The sequence below is a fragment of the Kocuria carniphila genome, from assembly GCF_004136555.1.
Lineage (GTDB): Bacteria > Actinomycetota > Actinomycetes > Actinomycetales > Micrococcaceae > Kocuria > Kocuria carniphila.
Map to the genome: position 1 here is coordinate 144,796 of NZ_NOIT01000005.1, position 22,452 is coordinate 167,247.

The window sequence follows — 22,452 nt, forward strand, 5'->3', positions numbered from 1 at the left end:
ACGAGCGTGAGACGGGATAAGCTCCGGAGACCAGCGAGCCGGATCAGCCCTGCGGGTCGTAGCCCAGGCGTTGGCTGATGGTCAGCCCGGCGGCTTTCAGGTCCTCACTCATAGCCAGCATGATGTCCTCGGTGAAGCGGAAGGCCGGTCCGGAGATGCTGACCGCGGCCACTACGGAGCCCAGGTGGTCCCGCACGGGAACGGCAATGGCGTTGATGCCGATCTCGAGTTCCTCCAGGACAGTGGCGTAATCCTGCGCGGCGACGTCGATCAGTTGCTGTTCGAGCTGACGGCGAGAGGTGATGGTGCGCGCCGTGTAGGACTTGAGGCGGGCCTTCTTGATCAGCTCCGCGCGCTCTGCGGACGTCAGCGCCGCGAGCAGCACCTTGCCGCTCGAGGTGGCGTGCAGGGGCGTGAGGCTACCGATCCAGTCGTGGGTGCCGAGCGACGTCGGCCCGATTTCCTGGGCGACATTGACCGCTACACCCTCCCGCAGGACGGCGAGATTGACGGTCTCGCGGTATTCGTCGGCGAGCCGCCGGACCTCGTTCTGGGCCTCGGCAACCAGGCTCAACCGAGCGGGGATGGCGTGGGCCAGACGCAGGATTCCGAAACCGAGTTCGTACTTGCCCCACTCGTGATTGGCCATCACCAGGTCGCGCGATTCCAGCGCGCTGATCAGCCGGGACGCGGTGGATTTATGGACCCCGAGCTCCTCGGCCACCTGGCCGACACTCGCGTTGCCCAACCGCCCCAGGAGTTCCAGGACGGTGATGGCCCGGTCCACGGATTGGACGCCGCCCGGAGTCACGCCGTCGCTGGCTGCCGCATCCCCCGGTGTGGAGGACGGCTGAGACGACGATTTTTCGGGGGAGGCCATGCCTGCCATCTTAGTCAGCGCGCCTTTGCGTGCCGTGAGAGGTAGCGGGCCACGCCGACCGGCTGCGAGCGATGGACGAGTGCCGAGCGAAGCCCGGCCGGGGGACCACCCGGCCTACGCGTCCTGAGTTTCGTGGCCGCTCACGGTGAGACCGGGCGGCAGGTTGGGGCGTTCGTTGGACTCCTCGACCATGATGACGCCGTCGATCACCTCCACCCGATGCGCCCGCACGGGCAACTTGGCCGGGGGCGCGTCCACCTGCCCCGTGCGCAGGTCGAATTTTGACGCGTGCAGCGGGCATTCCACTTCGCATCCCTCGACCCAGCCGTCGGCCAGGGAGGCGTCCTGGTGGGTGCAGGTGTCATCGAGGGCGTACAGCTTGCCCTCCTCGGTGTGGAACACCGCAATGGGCGGGGTCGTCTCGACGCGGATGGCGTCTCCGGGTTCGAGATCGGAGAGGGGGCAGACCTTGTGCATGGGCGTGGTTCTTTCACTGGGTCCTGGATGAGGGGCCTCGAACACGCGGTGAGCAAAATCGCGAGGGGCGCAACTCATGTCGTAATACGCAACATTCTCCGAGCCGGTGTCGGGGAGTGTCAAGGGGGCTGGGTCAGTGAAAAATCGGCCTGGGACTTGGGAGACAACTGTGATGTGAACAGTGTGTAAAGGATGCCCCACACCCCTTGACACCCTTCCGTGACCCGCTTCACACTTAAGCGCATTACGAAGTGTGTTGCGTAATGCGCGTCGTGAGGAACCTGGGTCTCGGGCGTCCCGCTGGTGCAGTTCCGAGTTCCCGACCAGCTATTCGAAAGGGGTCCATCATGGAATCCCTCGTCATCGTCGGCGCTTCGCTCGCCGGCCTGTCAGCAGCCCGAGCCGCTCGCCGCCAAGGATTCACGGGCCGCCTGGTCATCATTGGTGATGATCCGGAACGCCCCTACGACCGCCCTCCGCTCTCCAAAGAATTCCTCAGTGGCCAGTTCCAAGCGGAGGACCTGACCCTGGAAATCGAGGGAGAACAGCTCGACGCCGAATGGCTGCTCGGCGTGCGCGCCGTCTCATTCGACCCCGTCAGCCGCGAGATCGCGCTCGAGGACGGGCGCACGGTCCACGCCGATCTCTTGGTCATCGCCACCGGCGCCTCCGCACGGCAGCTGCCGGAGCTCACGGGCCTCGACAACGTGCTGACCCTGCGCACCCTCGAGGACGCACGTAAACTGCGAGCCCTGGTGGAACGCGGTGGTCAGCTGGTGGTTCTGGGTGCCGGATTCATTGGCGCGGAGGTCGCGTCCACGGCGCACTCGCTGGGCCTGCAGGTCACCGTGCTGGAGAAGTCGACCACTCCGCTGTGCGGACCGCTTGGTGCCGAAATGGGTTCCGTGGTGGCACGGCTGCACGAGCAGGCCGGCGTGGAACTGCTGTGTGGGATCGACATTGAAGGCTTCAACACGGAGGACAATTCTGTGACTCACGTGCGCCTGGCCGACGGCCGTGTACTTCCGGCGGACATCGTGGTGGTCGGCATTGGAGCCCAGCCCAACGTGGCCTGGCTGGAAGGCTCGGGGATCGACGTCGGCAATGGCGTGGTCTGCGACGCCGCCGGGCGCACCACCGTGCCCGGGGTCGTGGCCGTGGGCGATTGCGCGGCGTGGCTGGACACCCGCACCGGGCAGCACCGCCGGGTGGAGCACTGGGCCGGTGCGGTGGGCCGTCCGGCCGTCGCGGTGGGTGCGTTGCTCGACCACGACGACGCGTACTTGCCCGTGGAGCAGCCCTACTTCTGGTCGTGCCAGTACGGCGCGCGCCTGCAGTTCGTGGGGGACATGACCGGCTCGGACCGTGTGATCTACGAGCACGGCGGGCCCGGTGAGGAAAGCTTCCTGGCCGTCTACTACGCCGGCGATGATCCCGTGGCCGTTCTGGGCTGGAACCAGCCGAAACAGTTCACGCGCTGGCGCAAGTTCTTGGCCAAACTGGCGGTTTCCTCCGCCGAACAACGCTTGATCGCCTGAACCACAGTAAACGACACCCGATCCCCACTTCCCTCGTGTGAAGTAGTTCTGCAAGGAGGGCCCCGTGTCCACCAACATTGTTTCCGAGAGCCTCATTGCCACGTTGCCGGGCCGCACCTACACCGACCAGAACTTCTTCCGGGCGGAACAGGAGCAGATTTTCGAACGGATGTGGTTCTGCGCCGTGCGCTCCGCGGACCTGGACAAGCCCGGCGCCTACCGGACCGTGCAGGTGGGGCGGGAAAGCATCATCATCACCCGTAATCGCAAGCACGGCATTCGCGCGTTCTACAACGTGTGCCGCCACCGCGGGGCCACGCTATGCACGGAGGACAGCGGGGAGGCCAAGCGGTCCTTCCAATGCCCGTACCACGCGTGGACCTACGACTTTGACGGCAAGCTGATTGCCGCGCCCAACCTCACCAAAATGCCGGACATCGGCCGCGAGGAGTACGGCCTGGTGACCATTCCCGTGCGCGAGTACCTGGGGTACGTGTGGGTGTGCCTGGCGGACGAGCCGCCATCGTTCGAAGAAGACGTCATGGGTGCCATTGAGGAGCGGCTGGGTGATTCCGAGTCCATCCAGGCCTACGACATTGCCCATCTTTCCCTGGGGCGGCGGATCACCTACGACGTGAAGGCCAACTGGAAGCTCATCATTGAGAACTTCATGGAGTGCTACCACTGCGCCACCATCCACCCGGAGCTCACCGAGGTGCTGCCCGAGTTCGCGGACGGGCTGGCGGCCCAGTACTTCGTGGGTCACGGCGCGGAGTTCGGGGAGGACGTCAAGGGCTTCACGGTGGACGGCTCCGAGGGCCTGGACCGGATTCCAGGGGTCGACGAGGACCACGACCGGCGCTACTACGCGATCACCATCAAGCCCACGGTATTCGTGAATCTGGTGCCCGATCACGTGATCATCCACCGCATGTTCCCCGTGGCCGTGGACCACACGATCGTGGAATGCGATTGGTTGTACCTGCCTTCGGTCGTGGAATCCGGCAAGGACGTCTCGGCCTCCGTGGAACTGTTCCACCGGGTCAACCAGCAGGATTTCGATGCGTGCGAACGTTGTCAGCCCGCCATGGGGTCTAGGATCTACGCCAAGGGCGGGGTTCTCGTGCCCAGCGAGCACCACATTGGAGTCTTCCACGACTGGGTCATGGCTACAGTCGGAAGCGCTGGCGATGCGAAGGGACCATGATGAGCAGTGAGCATTCGAATGCAGGCACCCCGGATGAAGCGGGCAGCCTAGACCCGGGCACGGAGCCGACAGCGGCCAGTCCCGTGGATGACCTCACCGAGTTGCATCACGCGGAAAAGAACGAAGCGGATATCCTGGCGGCCCTCAAAGAGGGGGTGGAGCGGCGTCGTCGGCCGATCCGAGACCGGTTCGAGGGCCTCGACAAGGTGATCCTGGGCGTGACCGGCGCGATCGTCGTGGCGTTCGTGGTGTGGGGGTTCGTGGGCACCGAGAGCCTGTCGACCACCTCGACCACGGCCCTGAACTGGGTCATGGAGAACACCGGCTGGATCTTCGTGCTGTGCTCGTCCTTCTTCGTGATTTACGTGCTGTGGTTGGCACTGGGGCGGTACGGTGCGATCCCGCTGGGCAAGGACGGCGAGCAGCCCGAGTTCCGCACCGGGTCCTGGATTTCCATGATGTTCGCGTGCGGCATGGGTATCGGCCTGATGTTCTACGGCGTGGCCGAACCGCTGTTCCACTACATTTCGCCGCCCCCGGCCACGGTGGACGGGCAGACCAGTGAGGCGATCGAGACGGCCATGGCCACCTCGCTGTTCCACTGGACGCTGCACCCGTGGGCGATGTACGCGGTGCTCGGTATCGCCGTCGCGTACGGCACGTTCCGGATGGGTCGCAAGAATCTGCTCTCGGAGGCGTTCGTCTCGCTTTTCGGCCGACGAGCCGTGGACGGTGTGGGCGGGAAGATCATCAATATTCTGGCGATTTTCTCCACGCTGTTCGGCTCGGCGGCCTCGCTGGGCCTGGGCGCGTTGCAGATCGGCAGCGGCCTGCAGTTCAACGGGCTGATCGGTGAGGTCGCCACGCCCATGCTCGTGGCGATCATTGCGGTACTGACGTTCTGCTTTGTGGCGTCTGCGGTGTCCGGGATTGAGCGCGGCATTCAGTTCCTGGCCAACACCAACATGGTGCTCGCGGTACTCATGGCCGTGGTGATCTTCGTGGTTGGCCCCACCCTGTTCATCCTCAACCTCATCCCGTCCGCGATCGGCACGTACTTTCAGCAGCTCCCGGACATGGCGGCTCGCACGGAGGCGGTCGGTGACGACGCCATGCGCGAGTGGCTGTCCGGCTGGACCATCTTTTACTGGGCGTGGTGGATTTCGTGGACGCCCTTCGTGGGAATGTTCATCGCTCGCATCTCGCGCGGGCGCACCATCCGTCAGTTCGTCACCGGCGTGCTGGTGGTCCCGTCGCTGGTGTCCCTCTTGTGGTTCGCGGTCTTCGGCGGCACCGCCATCAACATCCAGCACATCGCGGACGGCACCCCCGATCCCAACGACGGCATCGCCACAATGGTCGACGGCGTCCCCACCATTTCGTTCGACGGCGCCCTCTACGACATGTTCAACGGGCTCGACGCACCGCAGTTGCTCACCGCGGGCCTGGCCGTGCTGGCCATGATCCTCACGGGTATCTTCTTCGTCACCGGTGCGGATTCCGCGTCAATCGTCATGGGGTCGCTGAGCTCCCGGGGCACCCTGGAGCCGTCCCGACCCGTGGTGGTCTTCTGGGGCGTACTCATGGGCGGTGTTGCGGCCGTGATGCTCCTGGCCGGTGGCGACACCCCGGACGAGGCGCTGGGCGGGTTGCAGCGGATGACCATTGTGGCGGCGCTGCCGTTCGTGCTGGTGATGTTCGTGCTCTGCATCGCCCTGACCCGCGACCTGCAGGCCGATCCCATGTGGCTTCGCCAACGACTGTCCGATTCGGTCATGCGACGCACGATCCGCTCCGCCGTGGATGACTACGGTCACCAAAAGTTCACGCTGGTCACACGGGAGAACACCGAACCGGACACGGGTCAGATCCAGGCAATTGATGCCACGGCCGCTGGGCAGCCCATTTACGAGTCCCACGACGGTCACGGGGAAACGCGGCGCCGTAGGCGACGTGGCGAACGGGACGAGCCGCGCGGAGGTGAGGAACCCAGGGACAGAGGATAGGAAACATCACGCACACGGGCCCGCTGGCAGCGGACCTGTCCATGCGTCTCAACTGGCCAGCGGGGCCCACGATAATCTGCGGATCATGTGGTCGGAGCTCCGCTCAATCACCGGAAGCAGGAGAGAGCGCGGGCTCAGTGCATGGAGCAACTTTACTGGCGTTTGGGGGAGCTGGGGGTGAGTCAAGTGATTCTGGAAGCTAGGGAGAAGTCTCAGCGCCAAAAGGACTTGCAGCTTGTCAACGCGCTACGAAGTAAGGGAACGATGCCCCCGGATCTTCGGGTGGAGATAGGCTTCCCAAAAGATGAGCCCATGCTATGGATTCCGGACCAGATGCTGGGAGCGCTAGGTGTTGCTGGCCAGGAGGTTGTTGACGGCGGTGCTGACTCGTACCCAGTGGTGATCTTCAGGTTGACTCTGCCCTTGGGGTAAGGCGTGTGCTCTTGTGTAGCCCATCGGACAGTCCGGTGGCGACCGAAAGGATCACGATGACTGATTTCGTTGTGGAAGAGCGCCCTGAACGTCCCTGGGTCGGAGTGTCGATCACCGGGGAACTCGCCCACTGGGGTCGGGTGAACGCGCATGTGCCGCAGATTTACGCTGCTCTGGCAGCAGCCGGAGGGATCCCTCTCGGTGGGCCGGTCTACCAGTACCACCGTATGAAGACCGCCGCCGATCCGATGGATATCACCGTCTCGGTTCCGGTGGCCGTGTGCATCGAGCTCGGTGAGGGCTACGAGACTGGCGTCCTTCCCGCCGGCCGGTATCTCGTGGCACGACCGGAAGGGGGCCCGGATGTTCTGGATCGCGTGCACGGGGAGATGTGGCAGTGGGCGAGTGTGCAGGGACTCGATCTGGCAATCGAGGAGCGAGCCGACGGCATCCACTGGCAGGCGCGTACCGAGCAGTTCCTCACCGACCCTGAGACCGAGCCCGACCGCAGCAAATGGGCGGTCGAGGTCGCATACTTACTCTCGTGAGCGGGAACGCCAGGCTATCGATCGGGGAATTCAGCCGCCTCACCTGGCTGTCACCAAAGGCACTACGCCTTTACGAGCGGAAGGGTCTGCTGCTGCCGGATCTCGTCGACGAGTACACGGGCTACCGCTACTATCGGCGATCCCAGGCCGAGCGGGCACGCATGATCGCGCTGCTGCGCCGCGTCGGGATGCCGCTGGAGCGGGTCAGTGCTGTGCTCGACGCTGAGGAGGACCGCCGACGCGATCTGATCGAGGCGTATCGCGTGGAGACCACGCGCGCGCACGAACGCGCCGTCGCCCTGCTTGATGGCCTGGCGGACGGTCCCCGCGAGGACCCGGCCGAGCGCGCGCCGAAAGTGCAGAGCCGCGTGGCGAAGCCGTGGACGTTTGTTTCGCGCACGCTCCGCACGACCGCGGCCGACCTGCCGTCTCATATCGAACGAACCGCCTCCGCCCTGGCACAACGCGCCGGAACCGACATCGACCGGGGCGCGCCGCTCGTGGTCGTGTACCACGGCGAGGTGAGTTGGGCGTCGGACGGACCGATCGAGATCCGTGTACCCGTTCGGGACGATGATGCGGCTGACGGCAGAGAACCTGAGGGCAACGAGTTCTTCGTCGACGTTCCGTTCGGCGAGGTCCAGTTCCCCACGATCTTGCGTTCCTTTGACGCGGTGCGCGAAGCTGCCGCGAGCGGCGGTTACCGCCCGTCGGGATCACCGAGCGAGATCTATCTCGATGGCGACCCGTTTCGATGCCAAGTCGCGCATCGCTACGTCGCGTCCACGCTTGCAGGTGGTGGGAGCTCGTGACGACGCACCATCGCAACGCGCCCCTCACTCTGGAGGGAAGGAAACGGCTCGTCGAACGATGTCACACCCGCCCGATCGCGCACGTGGCCGCCGACATGGGCATCTCGCGTGCCCCAGCATCGAAGTGGGTCAATCGCCACAAGTAGCACGGCGAACTCGGATTGATCGATCGCTCATCGACTCCAGCACGACAACCGACTGCAACGCCGGGCCAGCTCGTAAAGCGGATTGCGACGATGCGACGCGAGAACAAGTGGCCCGCCTCACGGATCGCCTTCAAGCTCCACAAGGACAAGACACCTGTCGCCCGCCGCACGATCACACGGCTGCTCGCCCAGCTCGGGCTGAACCACCGGAAGTTCATCGACCCGAACGGCGAGAACAACCGGGAGCCGCAGAAGATCAACGCCGAACGGCCCGGACATATGGTGCACATCGACGTGAAGAAAACCGGCCGCATTCCCGAAGGCGGCGGTTGGCGAGTGCACGGCAAGGGCAGCGCCGAGGACAAAGCGGTGGCACGAACGAAAACTCGGGGCGCAAAGACCGGCTATGTGTTCCTCCACTCCGCGATCGACGGCTACTCCCGACTCGCCTACACCGAAGCTCTGCCTGACGAGAAGGCCGTGACCGCCATCGCGTTCCTAGACCGGGCGAGAACATGGTTCGCCGCTCACGGCATCACCCAGATCGAGCGCATCGTCACCGACAACGGATCCTGCTACCGCGCACATGCCTTAGCTGACGCGATTGATGGGAGCCGACATCATCGGATCACGCCCTACACGCCGCGCCACAATGGGAAGGTCGAGCGGTACAACCGCATTCTCGCCGAAGAGTTTCTCTATGCTCGCATCTGGCACTCAGGAGCCGAACGGGTCGACGCCCTCGAGGCCTGGAATCTGCACTACAACTACCACCGGCCGCACAGCGCGCACAGCGGACAGCCTCCGGCATCGGCGACACCGTCACGCGTCAACAACGTCCTGGCCTCCTACAGCTAGGCGATGCCGAGAGCGGCGAGGGAACTTGGTTCGACCAATACGAGGGGATGGTCGAGCGGACCGACATACCGCTCTAGATTACGCAAAGGCCAGGTCCCGTCAGCGCGGGGGCCCTGGCCTTAACTTCCCTGCTCCCTGCGGGAGTGGGCGACTTCAATAGTCGTAATAACTTGGTCCAAAGTCAACATCGAATGAATAGTCGACTTCCTACCGGGGATGGTGCGATTCCCGAACCGGAGTAGCCTCTAACGCACCAGCCTTGCTGTGACGCACGCTCCCAGAGAGGAGCACCTTCATGAGCGATAAGAGCGCGCACCGCACCACTCACCACACCACCTGCGCCATCGTCGGCGGCGGCCCGGCTGGTCTCGTGCTCGGCCTGCTACTCGCCCGCGCCGGCGTGGAGGTCACCGTCCTGGAGAAGCACAAGGACTTCCTCCGTGACTTCCGCGGCGATACCGTGCACCCCACCACCCTGGCTTTGCTGGAGGACCTCGGGCTATTCGAGCGCTTCAACGCCATCTCGCACTCCAAGGTCACCCACGTGGACCTGCCCATCCCCGGCGGCCCACCCGTGCGCATGGTCGACTTCTCGCGCCTGCCCGTGCGCCACCCCTACATTGCCATGGTCCCGCAGTGGGATCTGCTCAGCCTGCTCGCCGAGGCCGCCGCCACCGAACCCACCTTCACCCTGCTCGCCGAGCACGAGGTCACCGGGGTGGTGCGCGAGAACGGGCGAGTGAGCGGCGTCGTCGTGGAATCCCCGCACGGCCCCGGCCGCGTGCTGGCCGACCTCACGATTGCGTGCGACGGTCGCTGGTCCGTGATCCGTCAGGACGTGGGCCTGCCCGCGCGCGAGATCCCCGTGACGTTCGACGTCTGGTGGTACCGCCTCCCCGCCGCCCGCCACGCGGGCGAGTCGCTGCTGCCGCGCACCAACCGCGGGCGCGTGGCCATTGGCATCCCCCGCGACGGCTACATCCAGGTCGCGCAGCTCGGGCCCAAGGGCGCCGACGACGCCGTGCGCGCCCGCGGTCTCGACGCTTTCCGGGCCGACGCCGCGGCGTTGTTCCCCGAGGCGGCGGACGGGGTGTCCGGGATCGAGTCCATGGCCGACGTGAAGCACCTGGACGTGCGTGTGGACCGACTGCGACGCTGGTACGCCCCGGGTGTGCTGTGCATTGGGGATGCCGCGCACGCGATGTCCCCGGTGGGTGGCGTGGGCATCAATTTGGCGGTGCAGGATGCGGTGGCGGCGGCGCGGGTGTTGGCGCCGTTGTTGCTGGCCGGCACGTTGTCCGGGCGGTCTGAGCAGAGGGCGCTGGCCCGGATCCAGCGGCGGCGCATGATGCCCACCGTCTTTGTGCAGGGTCTGCAGCGTGTCCTGCACGCGCGGCTGATCATGCCCGCGATCAACGGTCGGGAACTGCGGCCGCCCCTGTGGCTCGTGAAGCTCGTGCGACGGGTGCCCGTGCTGAGTGTGTTCCCGGCGCTCGCAGTGGGTGTGGGGCCGCGGCCGGAGCGGGCGCCGGGGTGGGCGCGGGGGTCTGCGCGGGGCCACCGCGAGGTTTAAGGTTCCCTATTACGTTTTGTGAGGCGTTTTACGGGAATAGGGAACCATAAGTCCATGGGTCAGCGGCAGGTAGGTACCGGTGACGCGGCGTCGTCCCGTGTGGTCTACTGAAGGTCCGCGGACGGGGCCGGCCGGAACGCAACCCCGGCGCGACAGGATCCGCGGTCGATGATGAGAAAGGCGTTCACATGGCTTTCAGCAAGGGTGACCGGGTCGGGTGGAACACCGCGCAGGGCACCACGTACGGGACCGTGCAGTCCAAACACACGGATGATCTGGAATTCAAGAATCAGACGTTCCGGGCCGACAAGGACGATCCCGTGTACGTGGTGGAATCCGAGAGGACCGGTTCCCAGGCCGCTCATCACGAGTCCGCGCTCTCGGACGCCACGGATGGCGACAAGGACGTCGATTCAGGTCACCGCCCACCCCAGAAGGTGCAGGAGGCGGCCCAGCGCGCCGTGAAATGGATCGACGAGGGCAAGGCCGGCAAGGGTTTCACGGACACCGGTGAGCATCGCGCGCACCAGTTGGCCGAGGGTCAGACCGTGGACGATGAGGTCATCAAGAAGATGCGCGCGTACTTCAAGCGACATGAGGTGGACCGCTCCGCCGAGGGCTTTCACGGCGGGGAGGACGGCTACCCCTCTCCGGGTCGTGTGGCGTGGGATGCGTGGGGCGGAGATCCCGGCCGGGACTGGGCCGAGTCCCAGACAATCGACGGGGAGTGAGCGGGGAAGCCCCGGCTTCACCGGCTCCATGAACGGCATGCACAGGTACCTCACGACGACCGGAGTGCACGCGGAGATCGCCCCGGACAGATTCACGGACGGCGGGTGGGTGCTGTCCTTGGACGGCGCAGAGCAGTCGCACGTGAACCTCGCGCACCCGGAGGAGATCTTCTACGAGTACCTGCGGCGGGTCGGCAATGTGGTGGACGTGGTGGCCCCCGCGGGCTCCCCGATCACCGCGGTGCACCTGGGCGCGGGCGCTCTGACCCTGGCCCGCTACATTGCGGCCATGCGCCCCGGATCCGCGCAGACGGCGGTGGAGTTGGAGCCGGAGCTGCCCGGCTTCGTCCTCGAGGCACTGCCGTTGCCGGCGGGTGCGGACGTGCGGATGGTCGTCGACGACGCTCGCGCGGCACTCCCGCGCGTGGCCGCACCGGGCACCGTGGACGTGCTGGTGCTCGACGTCTTCACCGGCTCCGATGCGCCCGCCCACCTCACGGAGGCCTCCTTCTACGAGGAGGCCGCGCAGCTGCTTTCCCCGGACGGGGTCATGGTGGTCAACGTGGGCGACGACGCCGGCCTCACCTTCTTCGCGGACCAGGCCCGGGTGATGCGCTCGGTCTTCGCCGACGTGTGGTGCCTGGCCGACCGGCAGCTGCTCACCGGTCTGTACGCGGGAAATCTGATCCTGGTGGGCGGACGGCGTCCGTTGCCGCGGGAGTGGGCGGAGTCCTTCGAGGCCGCGGGCCCGCATCCGGCGGGTGTGCTGGATGGGGAGGGGTTGGGGGAGTTGCTGGCGAGGCGGTAACGAAGGAGCGCGCCGCCCACCGGGCCTACGGAGCACGCCAAAGGTTGTTGCCGCGGTACTGGCTCTGTGCTGCCGTTCCGAGTTCCACTACGCTCAATGTGTGACCGAGAACCGAACGTCACCGGTCTCCGAGGCACGATCCGAGCCGTCGCGGCGACGCACATTCGTGAACATCCTGGTGAACACGGTCGTGGCCAACCTGACCACGAGCTACCTATGGTTCGCCCTGACGTTCTGGATCTACCTGGAGACCCGCAACGTGATCGCCACCGGGGTGGTCGGCGGGATGTACATGCTGCTGCTGGCCCTGAGTTCCATCAGCTTCGGCACGCTGGTGGACCGGTACCGCAAGCTGGCGGTGATGCGGTTTGCCGGGCTGTTCACCCTGGTGATGTTCCTGCTCGCCGGCGCGGTCTTCGTCCTCGCCCCGGAGGGCCAGATCGCTCGGCTGGGCGGCCCGTGGTTCTGGGTGTTTGCGGCCGTGGTCCTCATCGGGGCCGTGGTGGAGAACATGCGTAACATCGCTCTGGCCACCACGGTGACCATCCTTGTGGAACCCGGTAGGCGGGCCAACGCCAACGGACTGGTCGGGATGGTCCAGGGGATCGCCTTCATGGTCACCTCGGTGCTTTCGGGGCTGTCCATCGGCCTGCTGGGAATGGGCGCCACAGTGGTCATCGCCGTGGTGCTCACCGCCCTGGCCTTTGGGCACCTGCTCACGGTCAGGATGCCGGAGGAAGCCGCGCCGGCGCCGTCGGACGCCCACGGCGGGTTCGACCTGGCCGGCTCCTGGCGCGCGGTCATGGCGGTGGCCGGGCTGTTCGCACTGATCATCTTCAGCACCTTCAACAACTTCATCGGAGGTGCCTACATTGCCCTGATGGATCCCTACGGGCTGGAGCTGTTCTCCGTGGAGATGTGGGGTGGCCTCTTCGCCCTGGCATCCACCGGGTTCATCGTGGGCGGGGCGGTGATCGGGAAGGTGGGGCTGGGCAGCAACCCCTTGCGCACCATGCTGCTGGTGGTGATGGTGCTGGGTGTGCTGGGTGCCCTGTTCACGATCCGGGAGTGGGGGTGGCTGTACATCGCCGGCATCTGGCTGTACATGGCGCTGTTCCCCGCCGTGGAGGCGGCCGAGCAGACCGTCATCCAGCGCGTGGTGCCCCTGGCCCGGCAGGGCCGCGTGTTCGGGTTCGCCATGGCCTTCGAGTCCTCGGCCGCGCCCGTGACCGCCTTTGTGGTGGCCCCACTGGCCGAGTTCTGGATCATCCCCTACGCACGCAGCGACGCCGGGGCCGCGGCACTGGAACCGCTGCTGGGAGAAGGCAGCGCCCGGGGAATCGCGCTCGTCTTCCTGTGCGCCGGCGCGTTGATGATCCTGGCTGCGGCCTTTGCCTTCCTCACTCCGGTCTACCGCCGTGTCTCCGCCGAGTATGCCCGTGCGGCCGCCGAGGATCGGGCCAAGGGGGAGCGGGATGGGGTGCCGGAGATGAGTGACGGCACAGGCCTCACCCGTGAGACCCGCGCCGGAGATGAGCCCCTGGGGTCGCCGCGTTGATGGCGGGCGGTCATGGTGCTGGATGGGCAAGGACTGACGGGGTTTGGGTACGGGGCGGTGAGGGCTGTCTGGACGGACTGGTCGCTCAGCGTCCTGCGGGGTGGCTCGTCACGCACGGTGACCCCACGTGGCAGGACTACTTGTGGACGGCAATGCTCGATCCCCTCGAGCTCAGTTACGGCGTGGGAATCGATGATGTCGAGGCCACCATGGTCCGTGGCCGTCCGACCTGGGCCGCCACGTGCCGGCCGCTGATTGGAAAGGGTGAGGACTGGGAGGGCGGCTACGAACCGCGGTGCAGCTGCTGCCCGCTGTTGGACAGCGCGGTCAGCCGGCTGGTGGAGTGTGGTCCCCAGGACCCGACGCTGAGCGACAGCGAACTCCCCACGGCCTACCGCGTCCATCTGGATAGCGAGTGTTGGGCTTGTGGTGAGCCTCCCAGACTGCCGTGAAGGCCTACCCATATATAGAGGGGGCAGGCCGATATTTTAGTAATATTCAGTCGCCAGGACGGCATAAATCTGCTGCCCACATTGGTTGTCAAATTTGTTTTTTAATGAAGCTCCTGGACTCTGCCTTCGGATTTTTGAATTGATGTAATGTGAAGGCATGGACTGGACTTTGCTTCTTACAGTGTTGGCCCCTATTGTTGCCTCCTTACTTACCTTACTGGTGTCGAACCAGCATTCAGCTCGTGCGAATAGAGAAGAACATAGTTTTCTCAGTGGAGAAGAAGAGCGGAAGCGAATTTTTGCGGCGAAAGAAAGCCGGTATCGGGATCGGCGGGAGGCGGTAGTTTCCTTCCAAGAGGCGATTCGACAGGAGGAATATGCAATTCTTGGGTTTGAAGAGGATCCAAGTTATGGTGGATCTTCGCCGGGAGATGTTTACGAAGACTACGATTCTTACAGTTTAAATACGGCCTTTGCTTCCGTAGCATTGCTGGCAGATGATGCAGTTGTTGAGGCCGCAGAAAAACTTCAGCGTGCCCTTGTTAATCGTTACTACGGAAATAAGGATTCTTCGTTAGAATTGAAAGATGCTCAGCGTGTGTACCGGGATGCTTGTCGACTTATGCTTGGTCCAGCTGAATGAATTTGATTTCACAAAGCCGATAAATCTGCATACATTGATGCAATCCGTGTCTCTGGGGAACCTGACCCACCAGTTAGCCTTCTCTTTATAGACTGACCCCTGACGTGCCCCCAACCCCCCGGAGACCTCTGTGACCGACCAAATGCTCGACATCGCCCCCGGCGCCATCGTTGTTGTCAGGGACGAGCAGTGGTTGGTGTCCTCCGTCGATCACACGGCAGACGGGGAGTTACTCACCGTCAGGGGAGTTAGCGAGTTGGTCGAGGGAACCACCGCGCAGTTCTACACGAGCATCGACAAGGTCATGACCACGGACCCTGCGAACACGAGAGTAGTCGCGGACGAGAGCTCCCACTATGTGAAGTCACGCCTGTGGCTGGAATCCACGCTTCGCAAGACTTCCCTCCCCATTTCCGAGCCACGTCCGGTCATGGTTTCCACCGCACTTGCTGACCCGTTGTCCTATCAGCGTGAAGCCGTGGAGAAAGCACTCGAGCCCACCAGACTCCGCACCCGGCTTCTCATCGCAGACGCCGTCGGTCTGGGTAAGACGCTCGAGATCGGCATGATCCTCTCCGAACTGATCAGGAGAGGCCGCGGTCGCCGGATCCTCATCGTCACACCGCGGCACGTGCTCGAACAGATGCAGCACGAAATGTGGACCCGTTTCGCCATCCCGTTCGTCCGTCTGGACTCGGAGGGCGTCCAGCAGGTCAAGCAAAAGCTGCCGGCCACCCGCAACCCGTTCACTTTCTTTGAGAAGGTCATCATCTCGATAGACACCCTCAAGCAGGATCGGTTCATCCACGACTTGAGACGGCACCACTGGGACGCCGTTGTCATCGATGAGTCTCATAACGTGACCAACCAGTCCACCCAGAACAATCAGCTGGCCCACACCCTTGCCCCAAATACGGATGCCCTAATCTTGGCGTCGGCCACTCCGCACAACGGTCGCAATGAATCCTTCGCCCAGCTCCTGAACCTTCTCGAACCCACGAGTGTCGGCGCGGACGGCAAGATCAGCCAGGGCGCCGTTAAGAACCTCATGATCCGACGTCACCGTTATTCGGACTCGGTGAAGAACGAGGTCGGCGACAAATGGGCCGAGCGCAAAGACCCGCGACACATCGCCGTCGAGCCCAGTCCCGAGGAGCTAGCGGTCGGCGAGGAGATCGCCGCAACCTGGACTCACCCGAAAGGATCCGCACCCGTCACGGGTAAGGGATCCAAGCTCTTCCCCTGGACACTCGCCAAAGCGTTCCTGTCATCGCCTGTCGCCCTCGAAGCAACCATCTCCGCACGCCTCCACACCATCGAGGACAACCAGGCCGCCGGCGCCGAACGAGAAGCACTTGAACGTCTCCGCGAGCTCAACAATGCCTGCCTACCGCAGGACGGCAGCACCCCACGATCCGGCAAGTACCGCGAGCTCGTTGCCCAGCTCAAGAGCAAGCAGATCGGTCCGCGTTCACCGGAACGCGCCGTCGTTTTCGCTGAGCGAGTCCCCACGCTGGAATGGCTCCGCGCGAACCTCACGCGCGATCTCAAGCTCAAGGATGATCAGGTCCGCATCCTCCACGGCGGGCTGACCGACGTGGAGCAGCAGGAAATCGTGGAGTCCTTCAAGCAATCACAGTGTCCCATTCGCGTGCTTGTCACGGGCGATGTCGCCTCGGAAGGCGTCAACCTTCACAAGCAGTGCCACGAGCTCATCCACTTCGACATCCCCTGGTCCCTGATCCGCATCGAACAGCGCAACGGCCGTATCGACCGCTACGGCCAGGAATACCCGCCGCAGATCACCACGCTCCTCCTCGACTTGGACGGTGTGGATGGCTTCACCGGCGACATGCGTGTTCTCACCCGTCTGGTCGAGCGCGAGCGTGAAGCGCATGAGAAACTCGGCGATTCCGCCTCTCTCATGGGCAAGTACACGGGCAAGGCTGAAGAGGACGCCATCATCGAGGTCCTGCGCGGCGCCAAAGACTTCGATGAGGCGATCCCCTCGCCGGAGCAGGCGGTCGCGCAGCAGGACCAGTGGCTTTCGGTCCTAATGGAGGCTTCCTCTGAGGACGAGAACGACGACGCCGCTCGCGCCACCGACGTCACGCCCGTCGCCTCGTCAGTACAGACAGGCAGCACCGGCCTGTTCGACTCGGATGTCGAGTATCTCCTGAGCGGCCTCACCGAGCTGTATGGCGAACCGGGACGTGAACGGGAGGGGGGCGGCGTCGCTCTGCGCATCGACTGGAATAACGCGAATCAGATCCAAGCGTTATCGTTCGAACCCAGCGAAGACCTGAGGCAGCGCCTCATGGCCCTTCCTCAGTCGTATCTCGAGGAACGTCGTGTGCTGGACCGAATGCAGCTCACGCCTGATCGAGTCACCGCCGATGCACGACTCGCCGCTGCGCTCAACGACACGCACGGAACATCCTGGCCAGACACTCACTATCTATCGCCCTTGCACCCTGTTTTGGACTGGCTGGCCGATCGGTCGTTGGCGCACCTTGGCCGTGAAGAGGTTTTCGCGGTTCAGGGCAACGTCACGTCCCCCACGGTCGTGGTCCAGGGAGTTGTCACGAACAAACGCGGGCAGAACATTTCCGTGGCTCACCTGACCGTGACCTTTATGGGGGATCTTCCGTTGCCCTCGTCCTATGAGAACGAAGCCGAGATGTTTAGAGCACTTGGTCTGGGGCCCGAAACCATAGGTGTGCCCGTCCGAGACCCTGAGCAGTGCCAACGGTTGATCCCCCCAGCCGTGGAAACCGCCCGCGGTTACGTGGATTCACAGGTCGCCGGGAGCGCTCGCACATTGGCGCAAGAGCAAGCCGAAGCATGGGTGGAACGCATGGACCAGTGGGAACGCGGCGCCCAGGGTGTCGGTGCCCAAACTCAACTGTTCCGCCAGTCCCGATCTGCCGTGGAGGCAGAGCGGCGCTTGGCCAAGGAAATGCTGCCTGACCGCACGTATGTACGTCCGCTGCTCGTTGTCGTGCCAGCAGAAGGAGAATGATTCATGCCCTCGAGCGATGCCCTTGTGGTGGTCAACGACTGGATCAGCGAGTTTTACTTCACGGCTGACGAGAACTCCGGAACCTTTTTCGGCGCCACCAAGAACCTGGTCAAGCAGTGGAAGGACGAGTCAGAGAATTCAGTATCCTGGCAGAGTCCCCTCGAACGGTTTACTAGTGCACGGCAAGATCTCCTGTCACAGCTGATTGAGCTGCACTCTCGCGCGGCCGAGCTGGATGAGTCCGCCACGATTCAGCAACGGCGTGATGCGCTAGCCCAGTCGTCCTCAGCTGCCGCGGAACGTATCCGAAGCATCCTGGGTTATGACACCGCTCCGCACCAGGACAACGGTGCTCTGCGCCTATATTCGGCGCTGGATACCACTGAACCCACCATCGCAATCATCGATGCCGTGGCCGCGGAGACCGCCGAAGAGCTGCTTTCAAAGAACACGGGTTTACTCGTGGAGGACGTCGTTCTCGATGCCGGTGATGAGGGCGCCGGCGCAACCGACCCTATTTCCTCCGTCAGCGCCCTACTCTCGGCGTTGGTCTCCGCGGAACAACCCCCGCGTTACATGTTGGTTGTGGCGGGACGCACTGCCGTGCTTACCAGCGAGGATGCCTGGCCGCAGGGCCGCTATCTCACCGTTGATCTTCAGACGGTGGCCGACCGCGGTGATTCCAAGTCCGGTGGCGAAATCCAGCGCGCCCTGGCATGCCTCTCCGCGTCGTCGCTGGCCCCTGATCCAAACGGAGTCATCTGGTGGGACGCACGCCGCGAAGAATCGGTACGCAACGCTGTGGGTGTCTCTAAAGACCTCCGCGACGGCGTGCGGGAATCCATTGAGATCATCGCCAACGAAGTAGTGAACCGGCGCAAAACACAAGGCTTGCCACCCTTGCCTGATGAGCAGGCTCAGACGCTTGCCGTGCAGTCCCTTCGGTACCTCTACCGGATCCTGTTCCTGCTCTATGCAGAGGCCAGCCCCGAACTGGGCGTGGTCCCCACGGGTGACCCGGAATACGAAGCTGGGTATTCAGTAGATCGACTGCGGGATCTGACGCTCAAGCAACTGACGTCTCGTTCCGAGAGCGGCACTCACTTTTACGAGTCCCTCCAGGTTCTTTTCGACTTGGTTGAGAGTGGCCACCAACCCCGTGACAAACAAGACGACGACGACGCCGCTCGCGAGGGCCTAACTTTCGAAGCCCTCCGATCCGATCTGTTCCGCCCCAACCGAACCGGACTCATCAACGACGTGAAGCTCGGTAATAAGGCGCTGCAGAGGGTTCTCCAGAACTTGCTGCTCACCAAGGAACGACGCGGTAGGGACCGGGGCTTCATTAGTTACGTCGCGCTGGGAATTAACCAGTTGGGCGCGGTCTACGAGTCGCTAATGAGCTACACGGGTTCCTTCGCGAACGGCGCCTTGATCGAAGTGGCTCGTCACGGGGACGCGTCTGATGGGTCATGGGTCGTCCCGGAGGAGCGTCTCGACGAGGACCTGCGTGAACACCTGGTCATGATCCAAGATGACCTGGGCCGAGAAACACCCCGGACCTATCACCATGGCGAATTCGTGTTCCGGTTGTCGGGGCGAGAGCGGCAGCAGTCAGCCTCGTACTACTCGCCGGAAGTCCTCACCCAATTCACGGTGCAGCAGGGCTTGGAAGAGTTGCTCGCGGATGATCCGTCTGCCGAGGAGATCCTTGGCATGTCCGTGTGCGAGCCGGCATTGGGCTCTGGCGCATTCGCCATTGAAGCCGTTCGACAGTTGGCAGACGCTTATCTGACCAAGCGGCAAGAAGAGCTGGATCAGAAAATTGATCCAGAGCAATATCCGGCTGAGCTTCAGAAGGCCAAGGCGTACATCGCTCTGCACAACGTCTACGGCGTGGACCTGAATCCCACGGCCGTGGAGCTCGCTGAAGTGTCCCTCTGGCTGGACACGATGTCCCGCGGGTTAAGGGGTCCGTGGTTTGGCCTCCGACTGCGGTCTGGTAACTCTTTGGTGGGAGCGCGGCACTCCGTGTACGACGCCAGCGTGGTTCAGAAAGCCACTCCCAAGGACCGGATGCAGACCCCGGCGCGCCACGTGCCACTGGGCCGAACGGTGGATTCTGAGACCGGCATTTTCCACTTCCTCCTGCCTGCCGAGGGATGGGGCGCCGCTGGATCCAACAGCGAGATTAAAAAGATTGCCCCCGACGAGGCAAAGGTGCTTCGTGAATGGGCCAAGCGCGTTCAAAAGCGACCAAACAAGACGCAGCTCAAGGAGCTGCAGTCTCTCACTGAACGGATCGATGACCTGTGGCGGCTTGCCAGACGCCGCATGGTCGAGGCCGAACGGCAGTCCCGTCGGTCAATTGATGTGTGGGGCGCGGACCTGGAACCCGGCGGAGACGTGAGCCGCGAGGAGATCGAGGCGTCTCTGCGTGACCCGAACTCGGCGTACCGGCGTCTGCGACTCGTCATGGACGCTTGGTGCGCCATGTGGTTTTGGCCGGTCACTCAGGATCCAAGTCAGCCGGCGCCCCCGGAGTTTGAGGAATGGCTCGCCGTCATCCGCAGCATTGTGGGGCAGAAGTTCGAAGGACGACGCGGAAAGCAGTCCGAATACTTCGGCCAGAACGACTCGGAGTGGGAAACGCTTGAGGGCATCGAAGCGATGCTTCCGGCCGAAAACGCGGCGAATATTGATCGACTCCTCGAAGAGACCCCCTGGCTGCGTCAGGCGCAGACGATTGCCAAGGATCAGCGCTTCTTCCACTGGGAGCTGGACTTCGCAGCTGTCTTTGCGCGCGGTGGTTTTGATTTCCAGGTAGGAAACCCGCCGTGGGTCCGGCCAACCTTAGATGTGCCGGCACTATTGGGCGAGAGCGACCCGTGGTGGACGCTGACCGACAAGCCATCTGAAGCTGCAAATAAGAGCCGCAAGAGTTGGTCGCTTGAGCTCCCAGGGGCTGCCAAAGTACTCCTTCTAGGTGCCCGAGATACCGCTGGACTGGCGGAGTTTGTAGGGTCGGCGGGGGAGTATCCAGAGCTTGTAGGAACCCAACCTGACCTCTATCGGGCATTTATGGCTCAGACATGGCGACACGCGTCGAGTAGAGGGCACACCACCCTGATCCATCCCCCAACTCACCTGACCGATGCTCGTGGATACACGCTACGAGGACATTCGTATCGGCACCTGCGTCGTCATTGGAATTTCATTAACGAGGTGCAGCTTTTTTCGGAGGTTCACCATCTCGTTTCTTATAGCGTCAATGTGTATGGGCCCGAGGGGACGCCTAAGTTTCTTAACGCTGTTTCGATGTATCACCCGGCAACAGTCGTTGGGTCACTGGTCCACAACGGGGATGGCCCTGAACCGGGCTTTAAGAACGAGCTGGGCAAGTGGGACTTGCGTCCCCATGCTTCACGTCTCGAACATGTGGATGAGAGCGTGCTTCGTACCTGGCACTCGCTAATGGAATCCGGCTCTGCTGAGACTCCGGTTGGTCAAACGCGCATGGTCTTCTCGGTGAACCGATCTGCGGGTAACGTCCTTGAGAAGTTGACGTCTGTTTCTACTTTGCGTGAGCGTCATCCGCAATTCAGTAGTGGGTGGCATGAGACAGGTGCTCGACGTGATGGCTACTTCGAGAGCCGGTGGGGACGCGCGGACTCCTGGAACGATGTGATTCTTCAGGGCCCCTACTTCCACGTGGGTAATCCGTTCTATGCGTCGCGGAATAAGACCATGAAGGGCAACCAGGACTATTCAACAGTGGACCTGGAAACCCTTGATCCAGACGCTCTGCCCGTCACCGAATACAAACCGATTCACGAAACTGATGTGGACGGTTCAGTGTCTACGGAGCGTTATGACCGCGACTATGGATCGTGGCAGGTCCAGGACCCGCACCACCCCGGTGAGGTTCAGCGAGTTCCGGTGCGCAGCCAGTTCCGTGTGATGTGGCGACGTATGGCGGCCAGTACTGGCGAGAGGACATTAATTCCTGCTGTGTTCCCCCCTGGAACAGGAACGATCGATGGGGTCTTCTCATTCGGCTTCCCAGGGAACGACAAAACGTTGGCGCTAGCTACGGCTAATATGTCGTCGTTGTTGTCGGACTTTCTAGTCCGCGCAACTGCGGGTAACAACATCTTCCGATCTGCCATCGACCGGCTGCCAAGGATTCCTGAAGATCACCCATTGGCTGTTGCGGCGCTGCTTCGAATTCTTCGCTTGAACTGCCTCACCGACGCATACGCCCCACTATGGGAAGAATGCTGGGGCCCGGCCATGAGGCGAGACTCGTGGACAGGCGGCCGCGAGCGAGCGAATCGTCCGCGCCTGGGCGACGTCGTCGGCGAATGGACACCGGATACGCCGTTGCGGATCGACGAGGACCGTCGTCAGGCGTTGGTTGAGATTGACGCCATCATGGCTCACGTCACCGGAGTGTCCATCGATGAGCTGTGCACGATCTACCGCACCCAGTTCGGCGTGCTCTATACCTACGACCGCGGTGAGGATAAGCGCGCCAAGATCTACGACGATGATGGCCGCTTGATTCCCTCGTCCCTGCGCACAGTGTGGAACAAGGCGGGGCGCCCGGAATACGGGATGAGCGAAAACGACCGCACGTACATCAACCCCTCGGGTCGAGAAATTACGGCGCCAGAACCGTTCCGTATTCTCGATCGTGAGGCGGACCTGCGAAGGGCATATGCAACCTTCGCGGAGCGCCTGGAGAACGGAAGTATTTGA

14 protein-coding genes and 1 pseudogene are annotated in these 22,452 nt (G+C 63.4%); 13 read left to right on the forward strand and 2 right to left on the reverse strand.

What is annotated here, in order from left to right; translation table 11 throughout:
• Positions 1 to 43: 43 nt before the first annotated feature.
• Both EWV37_RS05345 and EWV37_RS05350 read right to left on the reverse strand, forming a co-directional pair.
• Entirely contained in the window at positions 44 to 880 is an 837-nt protein-coding gene (locus tag EWV37_RS05345) for an IclR family transcriptional regulator (RefSeq protein ID WP_095797294.1), read from the reverse strand.
• 114 nt (positions 881 to 994) lie between these two features.
• Positions 995 to 1,357: a bifunctional 3-phenylpropionate/cinnamic acid dioxygenase ferredoxin subunit gene (locus EWV37_RS05350; RefSeq protein ID WP_129700282.1), complete on the reverse strand. Its 363-nt coding sequence runs from the start codon at positions 1,355 to 1,357 to the stop codon at positions 995 to 997.
• 347 nt (positions 1,358 to 1,704) lie between these two features.
• Here EWV37_RS05350 and EWV37_RS05355 point away from each other — a divergent pair, with 347 nt between their 5' ends.
• The 13 genes and pseudogenes from EWV37_RS05355 to EWV37_RS05420 all read left to right on the forward strand — a co-directional run bounded on the left by EWV37_RS05355 (position 1,705) and on the right by EWV37_RS05420 (position 22,452).
• Complete coding sequence (locus EWV37_RS05355) at positions 1,705 to 2,895, forward strand: NAD(P)/FAD-dependent oxidoreductase (RefSeq protein WP_129700284.1); 1,191 nt, start codon at positions 1,705 to 1,707, stop codon at positions 2,893 to 2,895.
• Between the two features lie 64 nt (positions 2,896 to 2,959).
• Positions 2,960 to 4,102 carry an aromatic ring-hydroxylating oxygenase subunit alpha gene (locus EWV37_RS05360; protein ID WP_129700286.1) on the forward strand — a complete coding sequence of 381 codons (1,143 nt, stop codon included), beginning with the start codon at positions 2,960 to 2,962 and terminating at the stop codon, positions 4,100 to 4,102.
• Positions 4,099 to 6,108: a BCCT family transporter gene (locus EWV37_RS05365; RefSeq protein ID WP_238663074.1), complete on the forward strand. Its 2,010-nt coding sequence runs from the start codon at positions 4,099 to 4,101 to the stop codon at positions 6,106 to 6,108. The genes EWV37_RS05360 and EWV37_RS05365 overlap by 4 nt, the downstream gene beginning before the upstream one ends.
• 488 nt (positions 6,109 to 6,596) lie before the next feature.
• Positions 6,597 to 7,088: a GyrI-like domain-containing protein gene (locus EWV37_RS05370; protein WP_129700288.1), complete on the forward strand. Its 492-nt coding sequence runs from the start codon at positions 6,597 to 6,599 to the stop codon at positions 7,086 to 7,088.
• Positions 7,085 to 7,900 (forward strand): MerR family transcriptional regulator, encoded by an 816-nt coding sequence (locus EWV37_RS05375; RefSeq protein WP_165189271.1) that lies wholly within the window; start codon positions 7,085 to 7,087, stop codon positions 7,898 to 7,900. The genes EWV37_RS05370 and EWV37_RS05375 overlap by 4 nt, the downstream gene beginning before the upstream one ends.
• Positions 7,897 to 8,904 (forward strand): annotated as a pseudogene (locus tag EWV37_RS05380) (IS481 family transposase). Before EWV37_RS05375 ends, EWV37_RS05380 begins: the two are co-directional and overlap by 4 nt.
• 295 nt (positions 8,905 to 9,199) lie before the next feature.
• Entirely contained in the window at positions 9,200 to 10,477 is a 1,278-nt protein-coding gene (locus EWV37_RS05385; RefSeq protein ID WP_129700292.1) for an FAD-dependent oxidoreductase, read from the forward strand.
• A gap of 188 nt (positions 10,478 to 10,665) precedes the next feature.
• Entirely contained in the window at positions 10,666 to 11,208 is a 543-nt protein-coding gene (locus EWV37_RS15790; RefSeq protein ID WP_202976188.1) for a hypervirulence associated TUDOR domain-containing protein, read from the forward strand.
• Positions 11,209 to 11,236: 28 nt separating this feature from the next.
• Positions 11,237 to 12,016, forward strand: coding sequence for a spermidine synthase (locus EWV37_RS05400; RefSeq protein ID WP_238663075.1), 780 nt, complete (start codon positions 11,237 to 11,239; stop codon positions 12,014 to 12,016).
• A 100-nt stretch (positions 12,017 to 12,116) separates the two neighbouring features.
• Positions 12,117 to 13,574 carry an MFS transporter gene (locus tag EWV37_RS05405; protein ID WP_238663076.1) on the forward strand — a complete coding sequence of 486 codons (1,458 nt, stop codon included), beginning with the start codon at positions 12,117 to 12,119 and terminating at the stop codon, positions 13,572 to 13,574.
• Positions 13,575 to 14,183: 609 nt separating this feature from the next.
• Positions 14,184 to 14,669, forward strand: a complete 486-nt coding sequence (locus EWV37_RS05410; protein WP_129700296.1) for a hypothetical protein — start codon at positions 14,184 to 14,186, stop codon at positions 14,667 to 14,669.
• A 130-nt stretch (positions 14,670 to 14,799) separates the two neighbouring features.
• The gene (locus EWV37_RS05415) at positions 14,800 to 17,691 is read left to right on the forward strand and encodes a helicase-related protein (protein ID WP_238663077.1); all 2,892 of its coding nucleotides are present in this window, start codon (positions 14,800 to 14,802) and stop codon (positions 17,689 to 17,691) included.
• Between the two features lie 24 nt (positions 17,692 to 17,715).
• On the forward strand, positions 17,716 to 22,452 hold the full coding sequence (locus EWV37_RS05420; protein ID WP_238663078.1) for an Eco57I restriction-modification methylase domain-containing protein: 4,737 nt from the start codon (positions 17,716 to 17,718) through the stop codon (positions 22,450 to 22,452).